This window comes from Soonwooa purpurea (assembly GCF_053891095.1).
Genome location: NZ_JBSSMA010000010.1, coordinates 75,507 through 96,395, shown reverse-complemented (window position 1 = coordinate 96,395; position 20,889 = coordinate 75,507). Strand labels below are relative to the sequence as shown.

Genomic DNA, 20,889 nt, shown 5'->3' with positions numbered 1-20,889 from the left:
GTAAAAATCCAATAATATTATGATTTTACTAATTTTTCATTTTTTAATAAAACTTCTTCCGCAAGTTGGATATATTGGATAGCACCTTTGCTTTCTGCATCGTATTTCAAAATGCTTTCTCCAAAACTTGGTGCTTCGCTCAATCTCACATTTCGACTGATGATGGTTTCAAAAACCATTTCTGGAAAATGCGTGTTAACTTCCTCTACAACTTGGTTTGACAATCTTAGACGACTATCGTACATTGTTAAAAGAAGACCTTCTATATCCAAATTTGGATTATGAATTTTTTGAACATTTTTAATCGTATTCAATAATTTGCCCAATCCTTCCAGAGCAAAATACTCACATTGAATCGGAATAATCACAGAGTCTGAAGCCGTTAGCGCATTAATTGTTATTAAACCTAAACTCGGCGCACAATCAATAATAATATAGTCGTAATCTTTCTTCACAGACTCCAAAGCTTTGCGCATCATATATTCGCGGTTTTCACGATCTACGAGCTCAATCTCTGCAGCAACCAAATCGATATGCGACGGAATAATATCCACATTAGGAGAACTTGTCGGAAGTATACATTTGCTAGCTTCAGCGCTATGTTCTAGCAAATTATAGGTCGATGCGTTAACCTCTTCTATTCCTAATCCGGAAGTTGCATTAGCCTGTGGATCAGCATCTATCAAAAGAATTCTCTTTTCTAAAACGCCCAATGCCGATGCCAAGTTAACAGCGGTCGTTGTTTTACCAACACCACCTTTCTGATTTGCTACACCTATTATCTTTGCCATAAAATTCAATTAGTTCTCAAAAATACAATTTTTTAAAATGTCATTTCCACAGGGATGTTTGCGTAAAGCCTAATCAACTAAATTTCAACAACATAGATATGAAAAAAATTATCCACATTTTGAAATCAATGTGGATAAATATTTAAATAATTAAAAAAGAGACTTTTATTCTACTCTCATAGATATTGGAATTCTAAAATAAGATCTTACAACCTGACCTTCTAGCTTAGCCGGCGTCCATTTGGTTTTTATATCTTTTATGGTTCTTTCAGCTTCTCTATTAAAATCAGCATCCTTACCTTTTGCTTTTACATTAGAAATACGACCATCTTTTTCAACAACAAAAGTCACAATGGCTGAGATTGTCCCACTTTGGTCCAGAACAGAAGTATCAAATCGTTCGCCAACAATTCTTCTAAAAGCTTCGACACCTCCTTTAAAACTAGCTTCAACATCTACTTTGTCCAGAATCGCATCTGGATTTTTCACAGGAATTGCAGGCTGGACAATTGGTGGCGCAGGAACATCTCCCGTACCAATATTTGGTGGCGCTATCGGAATATACACATTAGGAGAAACAGGCCCGTCGGTAGTTGTAGTACCGATTGTGGTTGTTTCGATTTCAGTTGCTGTTGGTACAGTTTTCTGAATCTTGGGCGCTCTTGTCGGTGTTGGCATTACAAATTCCACAGTTTTCACTTGTTGTTGCTGAGGGACGGAAGCTGGTGGTGGCATTGGCACATCTGGTGTTTCAACATCATCTAAAATAAAAGATCCAGTTGTAGGAAACACATCTACAACAACCTGATCAGCCTTAAAAGCATTGATAATAAAAGGAAGAGCAGCAACACTTACAAACAAACCAATCCCAACAAACATCGCTTTAGAAAGATTGCTTCCATAGTCATGCCTCAATTGGTAAGCGCCATAAGCTTTGTTGCGGTGTTCGAAAACCACTTCGTCTAATCCTAAACTTCTTTTTCGAAGTTCCTTTAATAAATTTTCCATTTCATAAAAATTAATAGTTAGTATTCATCAAAAATAAACCTACTCTTCAATAATATCTATTATCATTTACGACTTTAACAAAATGAATACCATTTATCAACACAATTAACATAAAATTTAAAATTTAACAATTCAGTTCATAATTTACCCAAAACAAATCCAATTAATCATTTTTAAATCAAAAACGAATATTATTAAATTAAATATAAATTTTCTCATAATTAATTATTAATTTCAATCTATGAAACTTTTCCTAACCTTCATATTAATTGGCTTATCCATTTTTGTTTATCCACAAGAAGGATTTCAATTTGTAAACCCAAAAGCCGATAAAGTTGAATTAAAGTTCAAGAGCGTCAATAATTTAGTTGTGATTCCCATTATCGTTAACAATGTAAGTCTTGATTTTTTACTAGACACTGGCGTTTCGGAAACCATTCTTTTCAGCCTAGCCGACAAAGAAGTTAATTTTAATCATGTTGAGAAATTAAAATTCTCTGGACTTGGCGATAATATTGATATTGAAGCTCTAAAGTCCATTAATAACACGTTTTCAATTGACAATAAAATGATTGACAAAACACATAATTTGTACATTATTTTAGATGAATCTTTCAACATCTCAACATCTTTAGGCGTTCCTATTAATGGAATTATTGGCTATCATTTTTTCAAAAACCATCCTATCGAAATCGATTATGTTCGTGAGAGAATCATTATTTATCAAAGCCAACAGAAAGCCAGCAGAAGAACACGCAAGCACCAAGCTTTTGATGTAAGCATCGAACAAAACAAACCTTATATGCAGGCTGATATCGAGATGACGAACGAAAAAAAAACTTCAAAAATGCTTTTAGATTCTGGAAATTCGGATTCTATTTGGCTTTTCCCGAGTTTAATTCTGGGATTCAACTACAATCGCCCCAATATAGATGATTATCTTGGTGCAGGTTTCAACGGTGATATTTATGGAAAGCGCAGCCGCATACACGGTTTATATTTTGGGAAATTCCAATTCATAACACCATTGGTTGCCATGCCCGATGCTGCATCCATAAGCCATTTGCAGTTGGTCCCGAATCGAAAAGGCTCTATCGGAGCAGAAATTTTCCGACGCTTCAATATGTTATTTGATTATCCTAATAAAAAAATTTATTTTAAAAAGAATAAATACTACAACGAGCCTTTCATATTTGACATGAGCGGCCTCGAGGTTAAGCAAGATGGTCTTAGCTGGGAAAAAGATCTTGTAAAAGTAGAAACAAAAGCAAAAGACTTAGAAACTCAAGAATCACAAAATATCATTTACAACACCACGGATTTTCAGTATAAATTTTCTTTAAAACCAAAATTTATCGTAGCGGGAACTAGAAAAGATTCTGAAGCACAAAAGATTGGCTTAAAAAAAGGAGACGTCCTGATAAAAATTAATAATCGAAAAACCTCCGATATGACTTTATCAAAAATTAATCAGATTTTAAAATCTCAAGAAGGAAAAACTTTACAAATACATATCGAACGCAACGGCATATCACTTATTTATAATTTAATTTTAAAAGACCCAATCCCTTACGAAGAACAATAACAAATGGAAGACACATTAACCAGCATAAGAACGCGTCCCCGCTTTAAGCTAAAAACAAGCTTAACGCCAGAAGAATATGCGCAAAACTTAAAAAAATACTTACTCGAAAATAGCGAAGATTTCATTGGAAGCATCAATCGCGAAGTATCGATTATCATGGTAAACAACAGCAACCGAAATTACTGGAAACCCAACTTGGCGCTAAGAACAGAAATTGAAAATGGCGAAACAGTTATCCGCGGAATTTTTGGCCCCAGCTCCGCAGTATGGACATTTTTCATGTTTTTGTATTTTATATTTTCGATTTTATGGATGACATTTTTCACCATATTTTATGTCGAAAAACAAATTAAATCCAACGATTTCCCGTTAGCTCTAGCGGCATCTTTTATATGCTTAACCTTATTACTAGGAACCTATCTTAGCGGGCAAATCGGGCAAAGACTTTCCAAAGAGGAAATGGGAAAATTAAGAAAATTCGCGGAAGAATCGACTTTTCCGTATGAATTTCAATCTAATTCGGAAGTTTAGATTTGGCATAAAAATGTCTTAATTTTAAACCTAAATTAAGAACAAAATATTGCAAGGGTTTTTGCTTCTTATAATATTTCTCAACAAAAATCTGCATTGCACCATAAAAACGCTGAAGATAAACTTCGTCCTTCATCGTACTTTCGCCCTTGTAATGTAGGATTGAACATTTCCCGTAATAATAGTTTTGATAACCATGCTGCGCAATTGTGTAACACAAATCGATGTCTTCGCCGTACATGAAATAAGCTTCATCAAAACCGCCAACTTCTTGATAAACTTTTTTTTTCACTAACAAAAATGCGCCTGTAAAAACATCACATTTTGCAATATCACACTCGCCGATATCGTTACGGTAATAAGTTTTGGCTTTAGATTTTTTTGAAAATGGCGTAAATAGTTTTTCGAAAGAGTTCCACATATCAGGAACCGAACGTTTACTCTCTGGCAAAAATTCTCCATTTTTATCATGCATGCGAACGCCAAGACATCCAAATTTCGGCTCAGAATCAGCAAAATCCAAAAGCTCTTTGATATAAAAACCTTCAATCTCCGTATCTGGATTTAGAATTAAAACATATTCGCCTTTAGCCTTTTCCACACCTATATTATTGGCGATAGAAAAGCCATGATTTTTTTCTGAAGCGATAAACTTAACTTGAGTAAATTCTTCGATAAGCTTTTTCCAATCGTCATTTGGGGACCAATTATCAACCACAAGAATTTCGTAATCAACGTCTTTAAAAAACTGATTGATTGACAAAATGCAATTACGCAGTAAATCCGCTACATTATAATGAACAATTACAACACTTATCTTGGTCATTTTTAAAGCTTTTCGTTGTATGGTAATCGATTAATAATTGATCTTCCTAAGGAGATTTCGTCCGCATATTCCAACTCATCGCCTACCGAAATACCGCGTGCAATGCTCGAAAACTCAACATTAAAGGATTTGAATTTTTTATAAATGTAATAAGCCGTGGTGTCGCCTTCCATGGTTGCACTGAGAGCAAAAATCAATTCTTTAACCTCGCCAGCTTCCAACTTTTTCTGAATGCTATCGATATGCAATTGTGCTGGACCAACACCTTCCATCGGCGAAATCTTTCCTCCGAGCACAAGGTATTTTCCATTAAATTTAGAAGTATTTTCAATCGCCATGACATCGCGAACATCTTCCACCACGCAAAGCACTTCGGTATTCCTCCTAGAATCTGCACAAATTTCGCAAATATCCCGATCAGAAAAATTATGACATTGTTTACAATATTTGATTTCTGTTACCAAATTCTGAATTGCAGCTCCCAAAGCAATTGCTTGAGAACTTGGCTGTTTCAAAAGATGTAAAGCTAGGCGCAATGCAGACTTTTTCCCAATACCAGGAAGTCCAGAAATTTCATCAACAGCTTTTGCCAAAACCTTACTCGGGTAATCCATTTACTTGGCTATGTTTTCTTTTCTTTCGTAGGTTACAAAACAATAATCGTAAGCATTTTTCTCATCTTTGTGATGACATTCTCTATTAACTTCAATCCAAACTTTCGGATTTATTTTAGGAAAAAAAGTATCAGCACCCATCTCGCCATCGACAATTGTCACTTCTAATTTATCCACCAAATCTATTGTTTGCTCGTAGATAGTTCCTCCTCCGATTATAAAAACCTGATCACTAATTTTTTTGGAATGTTTAATAGCTTCTTTCAGCGAAGGTACAATTAATATACCCTCTTCAAACCAATTATCCTTGCGACTCACCACAATATTTGTACGGTTCGGCAATGCCCGACCAATACTTTCATAGGTTTTTCTTCCCATAATAATTGGATGTCCTGATGTCAAATTTTTAAAATGTTTAAGATCTTCTGGAAGATGCCACAACAACTGATTCTCTTTTCCTATGGCATTATTCTTCCCCATAGCCACAACAATACTTATCATGCTGAAAAATTGCTTATTTGACAAAATTACATCATATATAGTATTAAAAAAAATTTATCCAAGTTAGTTTTATAATTTTTGTAATTTTGGTTTTTAAAACATTCTATTGAATATGAAAAAATACATTATCTTGTCCGCAGTAGCTTTAATGACGTTGGTATCATGTAACAAGGACAAGGAAATCCTAAATAGCCTTAATGATTACAATATTTCTATGGAGAGCAAAGGCTATCATTTTGGTGACAAACTAAACATCCCTCAAGAAGTTCTTGACAATGCAGAAAGCATTTCTATCAATTTTGGCGACAAAGAAACAAATAGTCTAAATATTGACCCGAAGTATTTCACACTTGGTGATAACGCTGTAACTTTTACTATAAAAAAGAAAAGTGGCGATATTCTAACACAAGACGCAACCATTAACGTATACGCCAAAAATCCCGAAACCAATATTGCCTACGACATCGTTGCAGAATATCCACACGATCCTAAAAACTTCGTACAAGGTTTTCAACTAGAAGGCAATACCATCTATGAAAGCGATGGTCAACATGGATCTTCTCAAATACTCAAATACAATCTTGGCACTACAACACCTATCGCTGCAACACCGCAACCTGCCGATGTTTTTTCTGAAGGAAGCACCATTATTGGAGACAAAATCTATCAGTTGTCATGGAAAAACAAAAAAGGTTTTATTTATGACAAAGCAAGCTTAAAACTAATTTCAGAATTTCCATATCCCAACGAAATCGGAGAAGGATGGGGATTAACTTATGACGGACAAGATTTAATATTATCAGACGGGACGAAAAGCATCTATTTCATAAACCCTAAAGACACTTCCAAAATCGTTCGAGAAATTGCGGTTGCTGGAAGCACCGAAACTTTCGATAAACTTAATGAACTAGAATACCACAATGGCTACATCTACGCCAATGTTTGGATGCGTCCTATTATTTTAAAAATAAATCCAAAAAACGGAGAAGTTGTTGGCAAGTTTGATTTTACAAATATTGCTAAAGAAAACACGACTGGTACAGACGACGTTCTTAATGGCATCGCTTTCAAAGGAGATAACATGCTCGTGACAGGAAAAAATTGGTCAAAAATCTATGAAGTTAAAATTAAATAAACTTCATCTTCCATAACACTATAAAGTCTGAGCAATTGCTTGGACTTTTTTATTTATTTTTGAAAAATTAAATCATCGGAATGAAATTTCTTATTTTCTTTTTTTGCGCATTAAATATTTGGTGCTTTGGTCAAAAGGAAATTAAACTCGACAGCACCAAAATCAAATCTAGCATCACTATTTATTTTGATGATTATGACAATATCTATCTTTATCAACAAGACAATCTAAGCCTTACAAAATACAATTCGTCTGGCAAGCAAATCGCGCAGCAGATGTTGCCAAGACCTTTCCGAATGCAAGCGATTAACAATCCGCTGAATATTGTTTTTTTCTCCGGAAATACCCAAGAAATAAAACTTAGCGACGCCAATCTTAACGACATCCAAAATATTAATCTACCACAGAATTTTGGATTTATAAAAAGTGCTTTTGTTGAAGATTTGCAGACGCTTTGGCTCTTGGACGACAGCACAAAAAAACTAATCCAGTACAACTATAGAACAGGCAAAACCATCAACAGCTTCCCATATCACATCAACATGGAAGACATTATCGACTTTTTGGTTTACGAAAACAAAGTTTATCTTCTTAAAAAAAATAATTTTGAAGTCCTCAACTTTCGCGGTGACATTTTATTTAAAACCAACCTCCATAATCCAAGATTTCTTAAACGGGAAAACGACAGAATTCTAATATTTTCCAAAACTGAAATGTTGGAATTTTCCAATAAGCAAAACCTTAAAAAATTTAACTTCGGCGGCGACTCACAAATTGTGGATAAAAATCAGTCTGGATTTTTGGTTCGCAGTCAAAACAAGCTATATCTTTACCAACCTGAGTCAAAAAACGCTCACCCCTAACAATCAACAATTTAGAACAAAATAAAATCATGCATATTGCTGTAACTGGAAATATTGGTGCCGGAAAAACAACTTTAACAAGAATGCTTTCTAAACATTATGAGTGGGAAGCACAATTCGAAGATGTCGATCACAATCCCTATCTGGACGACTTTTACGGTGATATGTCAAAATGGTCTTTTGCGTTGCAAATCTATTTTTTAGGAAGCAGATTCCGTCAAGTAAAAGAAATTCGTGATAGCGGAAAAAGTGTTATCCAAGACCGAACGATCTATGAAGATGCCCACATTTTTGCGGAAAATTTAGCAGAAATGAATCTCCTTTCGGAGCGCGATCACAACAATTATCTTTCGGTTTTTAATTTGATGAAAGATTTTGTTTCGGCACCAGATTTGCTAATTTATCTCAAAGCCGAGATTCCTACGCTCGTGCGCCAAATTGCAAAAAGAGGTCGCGAATACGAAACGAGTATTAGTATCGATTACTTATCAAAACTTAATCAAAAATACGACAGTTGGATTTCTAATTACAAAGAAGGAAAACTCCTCGTTATCGAAGTTGACAAACTTGATTTCGTAGAAAAACCTGAGGATTTTGGTTATATTCTGGAAAGAATAGATGGCGAACTGAACGGTTTGTTCTAGAGGAAATATCGGCTCATGGAAGGATATGGCTAACTGCCAAAAATTAAGATTGACTGCTTTTTAAAAAAAATCAAATCCAAAAAAACCTTCGCCATGATAAAGGTAATATACAATAGCCATTGTGCGAAATCGCGTGCAATTTTAGAATACCTAGATGAGCACAATATCAAATTCCAACTCGTTGACGTAATTACAAATCCGCTTTCGGTTCCTGAGTTAAAAACTTTAATTAAAAAACTTAATCTGAAACCAGATTATTTCGTTGACCGAATTAACAAATGGAAAGAAAAATTGGGCAGCAAAATCGAAACACTTTCGGATGATAATATATTTGAAATTCTTCACAACACACCCGATTTAATAGAAGGCCCCATCCTTATAAAAGGCGAGGTTGTCATGTTGGGAACACCGCTAGACAATGTTAAATATTTTGTTGAAAACTAATAACAAAAGTCATTTGGCAAAATCCGACAAAAAATTAATCTAGAATATTCCAATTATTTTTAAAAAGATTTGTCAATGCAAAAAATAATTCGTTATTTTGCAACCTCAAATATCATATAGTAAAAAGAACATCGAGATATGTCAAGAATTTGCCAAATAACAGGTAAGCGTGCAATGGTAGGAAACCACGTTTCTCACGCAAACAACAAAACGAAAAGACGTTTTGAGATTAACTTATTAGAGAAGAAATTTTATCTTCCTGAGCAAGACAAACATGTAACATTGAAAGTTTCTGCTCACGGATTAAGAGTTATCAACAAGATTGGAATCGAAGAGGCTATTGAAAGAGCTGTAAGAAACGGATTAATTAAATAATTTTAAGCAATGGCAAAAAAAGGTAACAGAGTTCAAGTAATTCTAGAGTGCACAGAGCACAAAGAAACAGGTATGGCTGGTATGTCTAGATACATCACTACCAAAAACAAAAAGAACACTACTGAAAGATTGGAGCTTAAAAAATTTAACCCAGTTCTTAAGAAGTACACTCTACACAAAGAAATCAAGTAATCTAATCCATTAAAGATATTTTAAAATGGCAAAGAAAGTAGTAGCAACACTTAAAGATGGTTCATCAAAAAAGATGACTAAAGTTGTGAAAATGGTAAAATCTCCTAAAACTGGAGCTTACGTTTTCGAAGAAAAAGTAATGAATGCAGACGATGTAGAATCTTATTTGAAAAAATAATTATCAATTGTTTGTAATTGTATAAAATAACTACTCAATTTTTGGGTAGTTTTTTTTATTATCTTTGATGAATAGATTTTTAAAATTAACAAGAAGCTTTTACCGATTGTTAGTATAAAAAATCACACATTTCAAACTTGCAATTTTCAAAAATGAGTTGGTTCAAAAAAATATTTAAAAAAGAAGAAAAAGAAAGCCTAGACAAAGGTCTGGAAAAATCAAGAGAAGGATTCTTCGATAAAATTTCTCGTGCAGTTGTTGGTAAAAATACAGTAGATGACGAAGTTCTCGATGACCTAGAAGAAGTCCTTATCGCTTCCGACGTTGGTGCAGAGACAACCATAAAAGTTATCAAAAGAATTGAAGATCGCGTTGCACGTGACAAATACGTCAATGTTTCTGAGCTTGATAAAATTCTTCGTGAAGAGATTTCAGCATTATTACTAGACAATCCACATGCAGCAACAGACAATATTGACGGTTCTAAAAAACCTTATGTCATCATGGTTGTTGGTGTTAATGGTGTTGGAAAAACAACCACTATCGGAAAATTGGCACACCAGTTCAAATCTCAAGGTTTAAAGGTTGTTCTTGGCGCAGCAGACACTTTCCGCGCAGCCGCAGTTGATCAGTTGGTCATTTGGAGCGAGCGCGTTGGCGTACCTATCGTAAAACAATCCATGGGATCCGATCCCGCTTCTGTAGCTTTTGACACGGTACAATCGGCGATTTCTCAAAATGCAGACGTTGTGATTATCGACACCGCTGGAAGATTGCACAACAAAGTCAACTTAATGAACGAACTTTCTAAGATTAAACGTGTTATGCAAAAGGTCATTCCAGACGCTCCTCATGAAGTCTTATTAGTATTGGATGGCTCAACAGGTCAAAATGCTTTTGAACAAGCTAAACAATTTACAGCCGCTACAGAAGTCAATGCTCTAGCAATCACCAAGCTAGATGGCACGGCGAAAGGCGGTGTTGTTATTGGCATATCTGATCAATTCCAAATTCCTGTAAAATATATTGGGGTTGGAGAAAAGATGGAAGACTTACAATTATTCAATGGTATGGAATTTGTTGACTCATTTTTCAAAAAGAAATAGACTTTTCTTTACAAAATTCACAATCACAAAATATTAACACTAAAAAATTAAATTATGAGTTGGCTAGGTTGGATAATTTTTGGGCTAATTGCCGGAGCTATCGCTAAAATGTTAAGACCAGGAGCAGATCCTGCTGGATGGATTATCACTATTATAATTGGTATCTTGGGAAGTTTATTAGGCGGATTTATCGCTGGAGTTATTGGTTTTTCAAAACCAGATAGTTTTTGGAGCTTTTCAAATTGGGTATTTTCCATTGTAGGTGCAGTTCTTTTGTTATTTATTTATAGCAAGTTAACAACAAAAAAGTAAGTTTATATTCATTGAATAAAAAAGCGTTTAGAGTTTCTAAACGCTTTTTTTATTTAATAAAATCACTATTACATTAAATAATATTTACTACATTCGTATAATCAACACTCAAATCAAATTTTATGAAGAAAATCTTTACAAGTGTATTAGCCTGCGGATTATTCTCTACAGCAATGGCACAGTGGAATCCAACTTCTATGCAAGGTGAAAAACTTCGGCCAGAGATTAATGCTACAACACATTATTCTTTAGATTTAGATGCTTTACGTTCTCAACTTAAAAGTGCTCAGGAAATGGGCAAGGGAGCGAAACCAGTTATTGTATCCTTACCCACTCTAGATGGAAAAATAGAAAAATTTGCAGTTTACAGTCTTCCTGTAGTCGTAAAATCATTAGCCGACAAATACCAATTGGGCTCTTATACGGGGGTTGGTGTTGATGATCCTAGCAAGTTTGTAAGATTCAGTACAGCGCCTGATGATTTCCAATCTATGATTTTCAAAGAAGGTAAATACGAATTTATTGAGCCTCAAAACAAAGCAAAAACAGTATATGCCGTTTTCCCTAAAACAGAAAAAAACTCTACAGAAAAAGCCTTTGAATGTCATGTTAGCGAAACCATACAATCCAAAGAAGAGCTAGCAAAATTAGCTTTAAATTCAGATTTCAGTAATCGTCCTAACGATTTCCAAAAGAATAGCGACAAAAAATACCGTACGTATAGACTAGCATTATCTGTAACTGGTGAATATACGCAATACTTCGGTGGCGTTTCACAAGCGCTTACAGCGATGAATGCGACGATGACCCGGGTAAATGGTGTTTTTGAAAAAGATTTTGCAATCCATCTTAATTTGCAAGATTTCCCCCAATTAATATATACTGATCCTAATACAGACCCCTATTCTCCTGCCTCATCTGGAGCGTCAGGAGCTTGGAATAACGAAATCCAAAAAACTTTAACCAGTGTTATTGGAAATGCAGCCTACGACATTGGACATCTTTTTGGTAGATCCGGCGGTGGTGGTTCCGCAGGAGATATCGGTAATGTTTGTCGTGATGCAGGAGGACCGAGTGATAACTCTTCAAAAGGATCTGCTTATACCTCACCTGGATCTGGAGCACCAGCAGGAGATAATTTTGACATCGATTATGTAGCACACGAAATGGGGCATCAGTTTGGTGCATGGCATACTTTCGCACATGGTATTCATGCTGGTAGTATTGCCCACATGGAGCCTGGTTCTGGCTCAACGATTATGGGATACGCTGGGATTACAAGTGCAAACGTACAACAACACTCTGATCCTTATTTCCATGCTGTAAGTATTCAACAAGTACAAGATTATGTTAACACGCAATCTTGTGATGTTAACACGCCTATTTCCAATAATCCTCCAGCAGTTGTAGCAATGGCGGACAAAACAATTCCTAAAGGAACCGCTTTTGTCCTTACCGCTTCAGCAACGGATGCAGAAAACAATCCACTAACTTACACTTGGGAACAATACGACAGTGCTACTTCGGCAGTCACCAATGTTACTGGAAATAATACTACTGGTCCAAAATTCCGTTCATTTCAAGGAACATCTAGCCCAACGCGTTATTTCCCTAAACAATCAATGGTACTTGCAGGAAATTTGGGTAGCCAAAGCGAATGGGAATCGGTATCGAACGTCGCCAGAACAATGAATTTCCGTGTGACCGTTAGAGATAACCATCCTGATATTACACAACAACAAACTCAATATGGTGCTCAAAAGATTGTAGTTGGTGGTGATGGGCCTTTCAAAGTAAACACTACAAAAGTATATAACAATGCGCCTACCCCAATCCTTTGGGATGTTGTTAACACTAATACAGCGCCTTATAATGTAGCTAATGTAAAAATTGATTACACTGCAGACAATGGCGACACATGGACAACGCTTCTTGCTTCAACACCCAACACAGGTACTGCGGATGTTAGTTTATCTAGTTTAGCAGTTAATCAAAGTATTAAACTTAGAGTTTCAGCAATAGATAATGTATTCTATGCAATATCGACCGCTACTGTTTCTACAATGGTAACTTGCGACGGAACTGCGCCTGCAGGATTAAATGCAACAGCAATCACCCAAACAACAGCGACAGCAGCATGGGATCCTATCGCTGGCGCAACATATAATTTAAAATACAAAAAAGCATCAGATGCTACTTATACAGAAGTTAATGGTTTAACAAGTAATTCTTACAACTTCACAAACCTTACACTTAGCACAGAATACAACGTAAGTGTAGCAGCGGTATGCTCTGGTACGGTTGGCGCTTTTGCAAACATGAATTTCTCAACGAAAGGCATCGAATATTGTGCTGCAACTTCTGCTAACGCAAGTTATGAGAAAATTGGAAAAGTTACTTTTGCAGATATTGATAAATCATCAACATCATCAAATGGTTACGAAGACTTTACCTCAACTATTGGTAATGTAGAGAAAGGCGAAGCTTACACCTTTACTGCAACAGCAACAACGTCATACGACTCTGACCAAGTAATTGTTTGGATAGACTTTAACAAAGATGGAGATTTTGACGATGCAGGAGAACAAGTCTTTATTTCGGCTAAGAAAAAATCACCTTGGACAGGTCAAATTACAATCCCAACAACAGCATCATCTGGCCTTACCAGAATGAGAGTTCGTCTACACGATTCTTCTATAGGTCCAAATGCAACACCTTGTGGCTCATCTAGCTATGGCCAAGTGGAAGATTATACATTGAATATTGGAACACTCGCTGTATCTGATGTTAGCAACACTAAAAATGGATTACAAGTATATCCTAATCCTGCTTCAGATGTTATAACAATCAATAATATCGCGGCTAAATCAACTTACCAAATCCATAATATGGCTGGTCAAATGGTCGCTAACGGTTCTACAGACGGAAAAGTACAGGTTTCTAAATTAGAGAAAGGCGTCTACATCATCAGCGTTGAATCTAATGGTCAAAAATCAAATACTAAATTCATTAAAAACTAAGATCAATTAGTTAAAATCAATAAGAAAGCCCTTCCATTTTGGAGGGGCTTTTATTTTACTACTTAGATCATTAAAAACTAAACTGATATTAATTTTTCCAAAAATTCGTTTGTTGCAATCGCCAAATCGTCAAAATCTGAATTGTTATAAATGACAAAATCGGCTTTTTTTATTTTCTCGCGTTCGGACATTTGTTTCTCAATAACTTTCTCGACTTCGCGATAAGTTTTCCCATCACGATCCATCACACGTTTAATTCTTGTATTATCATCAGCTGTCACCAAAAGACTTTTAAAACAGTCTTTATTTAATCCTAACTCAAAAAGCAAAGCTGTTTCTTTAAATATAAATTCAGAATCCTGAGCATTTGTCCAATTTTCAAAATCCAAAGCCACTGCAGGATGAATAAGATGATTGAGTTGTTCTAAAAGTTTGCTATCATTAAACACCAAATCTGCTACATATTTACGATTATACTCGCCATCTTGATAAGATTTTTCTCCAAGAAGATTTTTAATATTTTGCATTAAAATCAAATCTTCATTCACGATATTTTTCGCTCTATCATCCGAGTAAAAAACGGGATAGCCACGCTCCTGGATCATTCTCGCAACGCTGGATTTTCCAGAGCCAATTCCGCCTGTAATGCCAATCAATTTAGCTTTCCTCTTCTCTTCCATCATTTAAAATTTAATACCCAAACACTTCGTTAAAAGAATAAGTTTGATCCAGTCGAACTCCTTTTTCTGTCATTTTAAGACTGGCTAATTCGTTATGCGCATCGTGTTCAAAAAATAAAAGATACTCGTTGTCAACGCATTGTTTTAAGAACTTTTCTTTTTCGGCAATTGTTAATAAAGGTCGCGTGTCATAACCCATGACGTAAACCAAAGGGATATGTCCTACAGTTGGAATAAGATCTGCGGCAAAAACAATCGTCTTTTCTTGATATTGTATAACTGGTAGCATTTGTTTTTCGGTGTGACCATCTACGAAAATGACATCCATTTTCAAATCTGGTGCAAAGCCATAATTTCCAGTTGCTGGCAATGGCAAAAAATTAAGCTGACCACTCTCCTGAATTGGCAATATATTTTCTTTCAAAAAACTGGCTTTTTCACGCGGATTAGGATTAACCGCCCAATCCCAATGATTATTGTTGGTCCAAAATTGTGCATTTTTGAAAGCTGGACGATAGCCTGTTCTGTCATCATTCCATTCGATAGCGCCACCACAATGGTCAAAATGAAGGTGTGTCAAAAACACATCTGTAATATCTTCTTTTACAAATCCATATTTAGAAAGGTTTTTATCCAAACTATCATCACCCCAAAGTGAGTAATGTCCAAAGAATTTATCATCTTGTTTGTTACCTAACCCGCAATCGACAAGGATAAGTTTTTTCCCATCTTCGATTAGTAAGGACCGTGTTCCTAATTCTATTAAATTATTGTCGTCAGCAGGATTGGTTTTATTCCAAATCGTCTTCGGGACGACACCGAACATTGCGCCGCCATCTAGCTTAAATTTTCCACATTGTATAGGATATAACTTCATATATATTTTGTCTTTAATATAAATTTAAAATAATTCGCCTGGACTTTTTAGCTTTGTTAAATTAAGATGTTGATAAGCCTTGTCCGTTACTTCCCGACCGCGCGGCGTGCGAATAATAAATCCTTCCTGAATTAAATAGGGCTCATAGACTTCTTCCAAAGTTTCGGGATTTTCGCCAATAGATGTCGCTAAAGCACTTATGCCAACTGGTTTTCCTTTAAAATTCTGAATCATTGTCAGCAACATTTTGTTATCCATTTCATCAAGTCCAAATTCATCTACATTTAGAGAATTTAAAGCATATTTTGTAATCTTAATTTCTATTTCGCCATTGCCTTTCACTTCTGCAAAATCACGAACACGTCGCAACAAGGCATTCGCAATTCTTGGTGTTCCTCGGCTACGTCGTGCTATTTCGATAGCCGCATCTTCATAAATTTTAATTCCTAAGACCCGCGCACTTCGTATAATAATGCTTGACAGCAATTCGATATTATAATATTCTAAACGTGACTGAATACCAAATCGCGCCAACAAAGGCTTGGTCAACATCCCCGATCTTGTGGTTGCTCCAACCAAGGTAAAGGGATTAAGTCCTATCTGTACACTTCTCGCATTAGGCCCTGTTTCTAGCATAATATCGATTTTAAAATCTTCCATCGCAGAGTACAGATATTCTTCCACAATGGGTGACAAACGGTGGATTTCGTCAATGAAAAGAACATCGTTCTCCTCCAGATTGGTGAGCAATCCTGCCAAACTTCCTGGTTTGTCAAGAACTGGTCCAGATGTTATTTTGCATCCCACCCCCAATTCGTTTGCGATAATATGAGCCAATGTTGTTTTCCCAAGTCCTGGCGGTCCATGTAATAATACATGATCCAACGCAGCAGCTCTATTTTTGGCAGCTGCGACAAAGACTTCTAGATTCTCTAAAGTCTTGCGTTGTCCCGCGAAATCTTGAAACGACTGGGGACGAATTTGTTCCTCACTCATCAACTCTTCAGGCGAATAATTGTCTTTATCGGGATGAAGAAACTCCGGCATTTTATAAAATATTTATGTTGATACTCAAAGGTAAGATTTTCTCGTGGGAAAAAAAATGAAGCGACTAACTATTAAAAAATAAATTAAAAATTAGCTTAAATATAATTTTGTAAAGCACTGAATTAAAAGTAAATTTGTAGAAATCTAATAAAAAAGTAAAAATATATGTCAACTTACGTAGTTGTTGGACTCCAATACGGAGACGAGGGAAAAGGTAAAATTACCGACGTTCTATCAGCAAAATCCGACTATGTTGTTCGTTTCCAAGGTGGCGATAACGCTGGACATACAGTGTATGTGGGCGACGAAAAATTCGTGCTTCATCTTTTGCCTTCTGGGGTATTACAATGCAAAGGAAAATGCATCATCGCTAATGGTGTTGTGGTGAACCCAAAGGCTTTTATCAAAGAAATTGAAACCATCGAGTCTAAGGGTCTAAAAACAGATCATGTCTTTATTAGCCGTCGCGCACACGTGATTATGCCCTACCATATTCTTTTGGACACTTATCGTGAAGAAGAAAATGGTGGCACACAAATCGGCACAACAAAAAAAGGAATTGGACCTTGCTACGAGGACAAAATTGCAAGAGTAGGAATACGCATGATTGACCTTCTCAATCCAAGTGTTCTTCGTGAAAAAATTGAGAAAAATTTAAAAATCAAAAATTCAATTTTTGAAAAATATTTCGAAAAACCAACATTAGATGTTGAAGAAATTTATAATGAATTTTTAGCTTTAGGAGAACGTCTAAAGGATAGAATTGTTGATACAGAACTAGAAATCAATGAAGCGATCCGCGACAATAAGAATATTTTGTTCGAAGGAGCACAAGCCTTAATGCTTGATATCGACTTTGGTACTTATCCTTATGTAACCTCATCTTCGCCTTCTACCGGTGGCGTTTGTACTGGTGCAGGTGTTCCCCCAACAGCTTTGCAAAATTTGATTGGTGTTGCGAAAGCCTATACAACTAGAGTCGGAAATGGCCCCTTCCCAACGGAGCTTGAAAACGAATTGGGTGAAAACATTAGACAGATAGGTGGCGAGTTTGGAGCAACTACAGGACGACCTCGCAGAACAGGTTGGCTAGATTTAGTTTCTTTAAAACACGCTTGTATGATTAACGGCATCAACAATCTTGTCATTACAAAATTGGATGTCTTATCTAATATCGGGAAGCTAAAAATTGCAACGCATTATAAAACTGAAGACGGAAAAATTATTGATTATTTCACATCTTCTACGACCAAACTTTATAATTATGAACCAATTTATCAAGAGCTAGAAGGTTGGGAAGAAGACATTACTAAGGCAAGATCCTATGATGAACTTCCTACAAATGCAAAAAAATATATTGAGTTCATCGAAAATTATTTAGGCATTAGTGTTTATTTGGTTTCAGTTGGGCCAGAACGTTCCCAAAACATTATTAGAAAAGAATTATTCTAAAATAAAACTCTCAAAAAAGCTTCGAATATCTTCGAAGCTTTTTCTTTTTAATTAATAAAATTTAAGATTTTTAACAATCCTTTTATTCGTTTTGGAATTATAATTGTCCTTATGCAGACGATAAACAAAATTATTTCGTTATAATCATCATAAAGAAATAATGCTAAAGAAGATTGTTATGAAAAAGGTATTTTTAAGTGGATTTGCATCATTAATGTTGATTGTTTCATGTAAAAAAGAAGACAAGCAAGTAGAGAAATCCTTAGAACAACAAAAGATAGAATATCAGGTTAGACAATTGGACATTGAAAAACAAAAATTAGCTATCGAAAAAGAAAAAATGGAGTTTGAAAAAACAAAAATGAAAGATAGCATTGTCAAAGCTGCTGAAGACAAAAAAGTAGCTACACAAAATACAGCTCCCAAAGCAACAAGAACTAAAAAACATAGAAGTTCGTCCTCATCTTCTGCAAACAACAATACAGGATATGCAAGTACAGGGAACTCCAACTCTGGCGCATCTTCTTCATCAGGAACAGCAGCCAACACACAGAAAAAAGGGATGAGCTCGGCTGCAAAAGGTACCATTATTGGTACAGTTGGTGGCGCGGCGGCTGGTGCAATTATCTCTAAGAAAAATCCTGGTCTTGGCGCAGTCTTAGGTGGTGTTGTTGGTGGCGCAACAGGCTACACCATCGGACGATCCGAAGATCGAAAATCAGGAAGAGTACAAAAGAAGTAGTAGTTAGTTATATATTTTTATGAAAAGATTGTTTATTTTTAGGCAATCTTTTTTTATGCTATATCTTGTATTAACAATTGCGCTATTGCTTATTATTATTTCTGGTTTAGGAAAATTATATCAGCATTTTGTAGCTTTTCATGAAGAGCGAATAAGCACAAATATCTTATTAGGAATCAGCATAACAACAGGAATCTGGACATTTTTAGCATTTTTCGTTCCTATTAATTTCATTATCGAAATTATATTTTGTCTGTTGGGTTTAGGAAGTTTTATTTATTTTAAAATCTATAAAAAGTTAATATACTTTTTTAGGCGACAATCGCGATTTTTCTATTTCTGCATCGCCACGACCTTATTAGCAGGCAGTTTTTATCCTTTTATCTTGGATCATTTTGGCTACTATATACCAACAATTAGCTGGCTAAAAGAATTTGGAATTATCAAAGGAATTTCTAATCTCGATATGCTTTTGGGACAATATTCGACCTGGCATATTTTTCAATCTGGTTTTTCAACATTTGTCGATACTTCTCTTAGGATTAACACATTTTTAATAATTGTTTTTATCATTTACATTTTTGAAACCAGATTTTGGAATGGGCTAATATTCGCTCCCATTTTTTTCTTATTTGCACAATCGCCCAGTCCAGATTTACCGATTTTGATTTTTGCATTCATCATTATTAAAGACACGTTTGGCCATTCAAGAAACGCTACTTTTTTATTCCTATTAGCGAGTTTTGCAATGAGTATAAAACCAACATCTTTCTGGTTGTTAATATTTGTGTTTCTCTATTTTTGGGTTGTCAAAAGAAACCGAATTACTACATTATTACCTGGTTTCTGTTTCTTAATCTTATATACAATTAAAAATATTTGGGCTTTTGGACATCCATTTTTTCCAATTGGTTTTCCAGATTTGGGTCTGCCGTGGCAACCCAATTCATTTTTATTGGAAGACTCGCGACAGACAAGTTTAGAATTGAGTTACGACCTTCAATACTCTTATGAATCTATTAAGAATTTCACAACTTGGGACTACATTGTCAATTGGTTAAACCTTGACGGCATCAAAGGATTTATCAACAAAGCCTTTCTCTTAAGTTTAATTTCGCTGCTAATTTTAGCCTTTATAAAAAAGAGAAAAATACTGTCAATTTTAACACTCAGCATTTTTTTAAAAAGTATCTTAATCCTAATTTTCTCCGCTCAATATCGATTATTTTTAGATGTTTTTCTGGTCCTTGGGATCATCGTATTTTCAAAAACCTGGTATTCTTTTGCAAAAGTTGCCTTTACGGGAATGTCTGTCATTATTTTTTGGGGACTAATTTTTCCGAAAAGTTTACAAACATCAATTCCAAGTTTCAAATTAGGAGCAACTATGATGGCTTGGGAAAAATTTCAACTTTTGCGTCCCGCTTATTTTGAATTAAATCAATACAAAACCTATCAAATCGGAAATCTGAAATTCAATGTAGTTAAAAACTATCCTTTCAGTTTTGACACCCCACTTCCCGCGATTTCTCCTGATTATCTTAACGATTATAAAAAAGCAGGCATCTTTCCTCAAAAAACGACTCAAGATTTGAAATCTGGTTTTATTTGGAAAAAACTTAGCCCAAAAGAACTGCAAGACTTGCAGCAGATTATCAATGAAACTTATCCTTAAAATGATCTATTCATCGGCTTTTTTGAAACAAAAAACCTCCGCACGAAGCGGAGGCAAAAACACAAATGATGAAAAAAATTATTGAGATCCTAAATTAAAAATTTTGCAACTCTTAATCTATTGATCCATGTTAAGAAATTTGAATTGAGATTCTCCTTATCCTAACCGTTAGCGAATATAAACTTTATTTTTAAAATTCACCAATTTTTTTGATTTTTTTTTAATTTCAAATAAAAACCAAATACACCGCATTTAAAAAATATACTAATACCAGTCTTAAAAACCACTTAG

The 20,889-nt window shown here is 35.2% G+C and carries 23 protein-coding genes; 15 read left to right on the top strand and 8 right to left on the bottom strand.

Annotated features, from left to right (window positions below; translation table 11 throughout):
• Positions 1–17: 17 nt before the first annotated feature.
• Together ACVFVN_RS10540 and ACVFVN_RS10535 are read right to left on the bottom strand one after the other, a co-directional pair.
• A complete protein-coding gene (locus ACVFVN_RS10540; protein WP_165136524.1) occupies positions 18–791 on the bottom strand; it encodes a ParA family protein in 774 nt (257 codons plus the stop codon).
• A 165-nt stretch (positions 792–956) separates the two neighbouring features.
• Positions 957–1,799: an energy transducer TonB gene (locus tag ACVFVN_RS10535; RefSeq protein ID WP_456235217.1), complete on the bottom strand. Its 843-nt coding sequence runs from the start codon at positions 1,797–1,799 to the stop codon at positions 957–959.
• Between the two features lie 241 nt (positions 1,800–2,040).
• Between ACVFVN_RS10535 and ACVFVN_RS10530 the strand changes: the two genes are divergently transcribed.
• A complete protein-coding gene (locus ACVFVN_RS10530) occupies positions 2,041–3,384 on the top strand; it encodes a PDZ domain-containing protein (protein ID WP_456235216.1) in 1,344 nt (447 codons plus the stop codon).
• Positions 3,385–3,387: 3 nt separating this feature from the next.
• Entirely contained in the window at positions 3,388–3,915 is a 528-nt protein-coding gene (locus tag ACVFVN_RS10525; protein ID WP_456235215.1) for a hypothetical protein, read from the top strand.
• Here ACVFVN_RS10525 and ACVFVN_RS10520 read toward each other — a convergent pair.
• From ACVFVN_RS10520 to ACVFVN_RS10510, 3 genes are read right to left on the bottom strand one after another with little or no spacing between them, the layout of a single operon-like run.
• Entirely contained in the window at positions 3,899–4,741 is an 843-nt protein-coding gene (locus ACVFVN_RS10520) for a glycosyltransferase family 2 protein (RefSeq protein WP_456235214.1), read from the bottom strand. The genes ACVFVN_RS10525 and ACVFVN_RS10520 overlap by 17 nt on opposite strands.
• A 2-nt stretch (positions 4,742–4,743) precedes the next feature.
• Positions 4,744–5,355: a recombination mediator RecR gene (gene recR, locus ACVFVN_RS10515; protein ID WP_456235213.1), complete on the bottom strand. Its 612-nt coding sequence runs from the start codon at positions 5,353–5,355 to the stop codon at positions 4,744–4,746.
• Positions 5,356–5,856, bottom strand: coding sequence for a dihydrofolate reductase (locus ACVFVN_RS10510; protein ID WP_165136512.1), 501 nt, complete (start codon positions 5,854–5,856; stop codon positions 5,356–5,358).
• 112 nt (positions 5,857–5,968) lie between these two features.
• Here ACVFVN_RS10510 and ACVFVN_RS10505 point away from each other — a divergent pair, with 112 nt between their 5' ends.
• From ACVFVN_RS10505 to ACVFVN_RS10460, 10 genes are all read left to right on the top strand, one after another.
• A complete protein-coding gene (locus tag ACVFVN_RS10505) occupies positions 5,969–6,991 on the top strand; it encodes a glutaminyl-peptide cyclotransferase (RefSeq protein WP_456235212.1) in 1,023 nt (340 codons plus the stop codon).
• An 80-nt stretch (positions 6,992–7,071) separates the two neighbouring features.
• Positions 7,072–7,854: a hypothetical protein gene (locus ACVFVN_RS10500; protein ID WP_456235211.1), complete on the top strand. Its 783-nt coding sequence runs from the start codon at positions 7,072–7,074 to the stop codon at positions 7,852–7,854.
• A gap of 29 nt (positions 7,855–7,883) precedes the next feature.
• Positions 7,884–8,498 carry a deoxynucleoside kinase gene (locus ACVFVN_RS10495; RefSeq protein WP_165136504.1) on the top strand — a complete coding sequence of 205 codons (615 nt, stop codon included), beginning with the start codon at positions 7,884–7,886 and terminating at the stop codon, positions 8,496–8,498.
• A 93-nt stretch (positions 8,499–8,591) separates the two neighbouring features.
• Positions 8,592–8,942, top strand: coding sequence for an arsenate reductase family protein (locus ACVFVN_RS10490; protein WP_165136501.1), 351 nt, complete (start codon positions 8,592–8,594; stop codon positions 8,940–8,942).
• Positions 8,943–9,080: 138 nt separating this feature from the next.
• Positions 9,081–9,317 carry a 50S ribosomal protein L28 gene (gene rpmB, locus ACVFVN_RS10485; protein ID WP_165136498.1) on the top strand — a complete coding sequence of 79 codons (237 nt, stop codon included), beginning with the start codon at positions 9,081–9,083 and terminating at the stop codon, positions 9,315–9,317.
• 9 nt (positions 9,318–9,326) lie between these two features.
• Positions 9,327–9,509 carry a 50S ribosomal protein L33 gene (gene rpmG, locus ACVFVN_RS10480; protein WP_079666092.1) on the top strand — a complete coding sequence of 61 codons (183 nt, stop codon included), beginning with the start codon at positions 9,327–9,329 and terminating at the stop codon, positions 9,507–9,509.
• Between the two features lie 25 nt (positions 9,510–9,534).
• The gene (locus ACVFVN_RS10475) at positions 9,535–9,687 is read left to right on the top strand and encodes a DUF4295 domain-containing protein (RefSeq protein WP_165136495.1); all 153 of its coding nucleotides are present in this window, start codon (positions 9,535–9,537) and stop codon (positions 9,685–9,687) included.
• 152 nt (positions 9,688–9,839) lie between these two features.
• Positions 9,840–10,793, top strand: coding sequence for a signal recognition particle-docking protein FtsY (gene ftsY / locus ACVFVN_RS10470; RefSeq protein ID WP_456235210.1), 954 nt, complete (start codon positions 9,840–9,842; stop codon positions 10,791–10,793).
• 54 nt (positions 10,794–10,847) lie between these two features.
• On the top strand, positions 10,848–11,105 hold the full coding sequence (locus ACVFVN_RS10465) for a GlsB/YeaQ/YmgE family stress response membrane protein (protein WP_456235209.1): 258 nt from the start codon (positions 10,848–10,850) through the stop codon (positions 11,103–11,105).
• A gap of 122 nt (positions 11,106–11,227) precedes the next feature.
• Complete coding sequence (locus ACVFVN_RS10460; protein WP_456235208.1) at positions 11,228–14,125, top strand: reprolysin-like metallopeptidase; 2,898 nt, start codon at positions 11,228–11,230, stop codon at positions 14,123–14,125.
• 77 nt (positions 14,126–14,202) lie between these two features.
• On the opposite strand, the gene coaE is transcribed toward ACVFVN_RS10460, so the two are convergent.
• From coaE to ruvB, 3 genes are read right to left on the bottom strand one after another with little or no spacing between them, the layout of a single operon-like run.
• Positions 14,203–14,808 (bottom strand): dephospho-CoA kinase, encoded by a 606-nt coding sequence (gene coaE, locus ACVFVN_RS10455; RefSeq protein ID WP_456235207.1) that lies wholly within the window; start codon positions 14,806–14,808, stop codon positions 14,203–14,205.
• A 7-nt stretch (positions 14,809–14,815) separates the two neighbouring features.
• Positions 14,816–15,682 carry an MBL fold metallo-hydrolase gene (locus tag ACVFVN_RS10450; protein WP_456235206.1) on the bottom strand — a complete coding sequence of 289 codons (867 nt, stop codon included), beginning with the start codon at positions 15,680–15,682 and terminating at the stop codon, positions 14,816–14,818.
• 24 nt (positions 15,683–15,706) lie between these two features.
• Complete coding sequence (gene ruvB, locus ACVFVN_RS10445) at positions 15,707–16,729, bottom strand: Holliday junction branch migration DNA helicase RuvB (RefSeq protein WP_165136479.1); 1,023 nt, start codon at positions 16,727–16,729, stop codon at positions 15,707–15,709.
• A gap of 165 nt (positions 16,730–16,894) precedes the next feature.
• Here ruvB and ACVFVN_RS10440 point away from each other — a divergent pair, with 165 nt between their 5' ends.
• The 3 genes from ACVFVN_RS10440 (at position 16,895) to ACVFVN_RS10430 (ending at position 20,598) form a co-directional block, all read left to right on the top strand.
• Entirely contained in the window at positions 16,895–18,181 is a 1,287-nt protein-coding gene (locus ACVFVN_RS10440) for an adenylosuccinate synthase (protein WP_456235205.1), read from the top strand.
• 178 nt (positions 18,182–18,359) lie between these two features.
• Positions 18,360–18,923 carry a YMGG-like glycine zipper-containing protein gene (locus ACVFVN_RS10435; protein ID WP_456235204.1) on the top strand — a complete coding sequence of 188 codons (564 nt, stop codon included), beginning with the start codon at positions 18,360–18,362 and terminating at the stop codon, positions 18,921–18,923.
• Between the two features lie 55 nt (positions 18,924–18,978).
• Positions 18,979–20,598, top strand: coding sequence for an LIC_10190 family membrane protein (locus ACVFVN_RS10430; protein ID WP_456235203.1), 1,620 nt, complete (start codon positions 18,979–18,981; stop codon positions 20,596–20,598).
• Positions 20,599–20,889: the final 291 nt, after the last annotated feature.

Coding starts and splice junctions, on each gene's coding strand:
- ACVFVN_RS10530 (WP_456235216.1), top strand. CDS start 2,041: ATGAAACTTTTCCTAACCTTCATATTAATTGGCTTATCCATTTTTGTT.
- ACVFVN_RS10535 (WP_456235217.1), bottom strand. CDS start 1,799: ATGGAAAATTTATTAAAGGAACTTCGAAAAAGAAGTTTAGGATTAGAC.
- rpmB (WP_165136498.1), top strand. CDS start 9,081: ATGTCAAGAATTTGCCAAATAACAGGTAAGCGTGCAATGGTAGGAAAC.
- ACVFVN_RS10520 (WP_456235214.1), bottom strand. CDS start 4,741: ATGACCAAGATAAGTGTTGTAATTGTTCATTATAATGTAGCGGATTTA.
- ACVFVN_RS10475 (WP_165136495.1), top strand. CDS start 9,535: ATGGCAAAGAAAGTAGTAGCAACACTTAAAGATGGTTCATCAAAAAAG.
- rpmG (WP_079666092.1), top strand. CDS start 9,327: ATGGCAAAAAAAGGTAACAGAGTTCAAGTAATTCTAGAGTGCACAGAG.
- ACVFVN_RS10500 (WP_456235211.1), top strand. CDS start 7,072: ATGAAATTTCTTATTTTCTTTTTTTGCGCATTAAATATTTGGTGCTTT.
- ACVFVN_RS10460 (WP_456235208.1), top strand. CDS start 11,228: ATGAAGAAAATCTTTACAAGTGTATTAGCCTGCGGATTATTCTCTACA.
- ACVFVN_RS10510 (WP_165136512.1), bottom strand. CDS start 5,856: ATGATAAGTATTGTTGTGGCTATGGGGAAGAATAATGCCATAGGAAAA.
- ACVFVN_RS10490 (WP_165136501.1), top strand. CDS start 8,592: ATGATAAAGGTAATATACAATAGCCATTGTGCGAAATCGCGTGCAATT.
- ftsY (WP_456235210.1), top strand. CDS start 9,840: ATGAGTTGGTTCAAAAAAATATTTAAAAAAGAAGAAAAAGAAAGCCTA.
- recR (WP_456235213.1), bottom strand. CDS start 5,355: ATGGATTACCCGAGTAAGGTTTTGGCAAAAGCTGTTGATGAAATTTCT.
- ACVFVN_RS10450 (WP_456235206.1), bottom strand. CDS start 15,682: ATGAAGTTATATCCTATACAATGTGGAAAATTTAAGCTAGATGGCGGC.
- ruvB (WP_165136479.1), bottom strand. CDS start 16,729: ATGCCGGAGTTTCTTCATCCCGATAAAGACAATTATTCGCCTGAAGAG.
- coaE (WP_456235207.1), bottom strand. CDS start 14,808: ATGATGGAAGAGAAGAGGAAAGCTAAATTGATTGGCATTACAGGCGGA.
- ACVFVN_RS10540 (WP_165136524.1), bottom strand. CDS start 791: ATGGCAAAGATAATAGGTGTAGCAAATCAGAAAGGTGGTGTTGGTAAA.
- ACVFVN_RS10440 (WP_456235205.1), top strand. CDS start 16,895: ATGTCAACTTACGTAGTTGTTGGACTCCAATACGGAGACGAGGGAAAA.
- ACVFVN_RS10465 (WP_456235209.1), top strand. CDS start 10,848: ATGAGTTGGCTAGGTTGGATAATTTTTGGGCTAATTGCCGGAGCTATC.
- ACVFVN_RS10505 (WP_456235212.1), top strand. CDS start 5,969: ATGAAAAAATACATTATCTTGTCCGCAGTAGCTTTAATGACGTTGGTA.
- ACVFVN_RS10495 (WP_165136504.1), top strand. CDS start 7,884: ATGCATATTGCTGTAACTGGAAATATTGGTGCCGGAAAAACAACTTTA.
- ACVFVN_RS10435 (WP_456235204.1), top strand. CDS start 18,360: ATGAAAAAGGTATTTTTAAGTGGATTTGCATCATTAATGTTGATTGTT.
- ACVFVN_RS10525 (WP_456235215.1), top strand. CDS start 3,388: ATGGAAGACACATTAACCAGCATAAGAACGCGTCCCCGCTTTAAGCTA.
- ACVFVN_RS10430 (WP_456235203.1), top strand. CDS start 18,979: ATGCTATATCTTGTATTAACAATTGCGCTATTGCTTATTATTATTTCT.